The following is a 1893-nucleotide window of genomic DNA, read 5'->3' as shown; positions in this document are numbered from 1 at the left end:
CCCTTGTTGTTAAAGGGGGCGCGCCGAAGGCGCGGGGATAAGGAGGAATGCGCGGGCAATTCTGCCTGAGCCGGGGACTGGGACCATGGTCTATTTGGGACCTCGGCCCCGGCTCAGGCATAATTGCGGGTGAAACTTCCTTTGCGCCGGCGTTTCCGGGCACGTCCGGACGGCGTTTTTCCCCCTGTTCGGAACATCGATCAATGACGCAGAAAATTACGGTCATCCGCGGCGACGGCATTGGCCCGGAAATCATGGACGCCACCCTGTTCGTGCTCGACCAGCTCAACACTGGCCTGGAGTACGAAGACGCCGACGCCGGCCTGGTGGCCCTGGAGAAGCACGGCGATCTGATGCCGGCGGTGACCCTGGAATCGATCGCGCGCAACAAGGTCGCGCTGAAGAGCCCGCTGACCACCCCGGTTGGTGGCGGCTTCACCTCGATCAACGTCAGCCTGCGCCGCCACTTCGACCTGTACGCCAACGTGCGTCCGGCCCACACCTTCCCGAACACCAAGTCGCGTTTCGACAACGTCGACCTGATCACCGTTCGTGAGAACACCGAAGGTGCGTACCTGGCCGAAGGCCAGGAAGTGTCGGCCGACGGCGAGACCGCTTTCTCCGGCACCCGCATCACCCGCAAGGGCTCCGAGCGCATCGTGCGTTACGCCTTCGAGCTGGCCAAGAGCACCGGCCGCAAGAAGGTCACCGCCGTGCACAAGGCCAACATCATCAAGTCGACCTCGGGCCTGTTCCTGGCCGTGGCGCGCGAAGTCGCCGCGCAGTACCCGGACATCGAGTTCCAGGAAATGATCGTCGACAACTGCTGCATGCAGCTGGTGATGCGTCCGGAACAGTTCGATGTGATCGTCACCACCAACCTGTTCGGTGACATCATTTCCGACCTGTGCGCCGGTCTGGTCGGTGGCCTGGGCCTGGCCCCGGGCGCCAACATCGGCAAGGACGCGGCGATCTTCGAAGCCGTGCACGGCACCGCGCCGGACATCGCCGGCCAGGGCAAGGCCAATCCGTGCGCCCTGCTGCTGGCGGCGGCACAGATGCTCGACCACGTCGGCCAGCCGGAAAACGCCGAGCGCCTGCGCAAGGCCATCGTCGCCACGATGGAAGCCAAGGATTCGCTGACCGGCGACCTCGGCGGCACCGGCAACACGATGGGCTTCGCCMAGGCSATCGCCAGCCGCCTGTAAGCGGCGGCTCGACTCCGATTGGATCCACAGCGGGGCGCCTTCGGGCGCCCCGCTGCGTTTCACCGGCCAGTAGATCCACGCCATGCGTGGATGGCGGCATCATCTGCAAGGAAAATGATCTGTGCGAAAACCGCACAGATTGTGTGCTCAACGGCGGCTGGTTCGTGCATTCAATGCTCCTCATCCTGTGCCCACTTTCCACCGCACAGGAGCTTGACCATGAACCTCACTGCTTTCGGCCTGGCCGGCCTGATCGGCATGGCTGCCACCGCCCCGGTTGTCGCCGCCGAGCCGGTCCACCCCACCATCCGCCATATGGCTGGCGCTGCGGCTGCCACCTCGCTCGACGCAGCGAAGACGGCCGTGCTGGTGATCGACTTCCAGAACGAGTACTTCGACGCCAGCGCCGCGCCCGGTTTCGCCGGTGGCCGCATGGTCATTCCCGATGGCGTGGCGGCCCTGCGGCAGACGCGTCGCGTGGTCGACTTCGCTGATGCCAACGGCATCCGCGTGATCCATGTGCAGCACGTATTGCCGGCAGGCGCGCCGCTGTTTGCAGAAGGCAGTGTCAACGCGGCATTCCACCGTGACATGCAACCGCGCAAGGGCGAGACGGTGGTGCAGAAGCAACGCGGCATTCCACCGTGACATGCAACCGCGCAAGGGCGAGACGGTGGTGCAGAAG

1 protein-coding gene and 1 pseudogene are annotated in these 1893 nt (G+C 64.9%); both read left to right on the top strand.

The genetic code is table 11. The features are described from left to right. The first annotated feature begins 203 nt into the window (after window positions 1–203). Complete coding sequence (locus tag AC1VAN_RS20425; protein ID WP_480986595.1) at window positions 204–1208, top strand: isocitrate dehydrogenase; 1005 nt, start codon at window positions 204–206, stop codon at window positions 1206–1208. Window positions 1209–1427: 219 nt separating this feature from the next. Next, window positions 1428–1835: pseudogene (locus tag AC1VAN_RS20420) on the top strand (cysteine hydrolase family protein); the annotation flags it as partial. Window positions 1836–1893: the final 58 nt, after the last annotated feature.

Source organism: Stenotrophomonas sp. 05L44_2, from assembly GCF_056665995.1.
The sequence above is the reverse complement of the archived record's forward strand: the minus strand, read 5'-3'. Positions and strand labels throughout refer to the sequence as shown.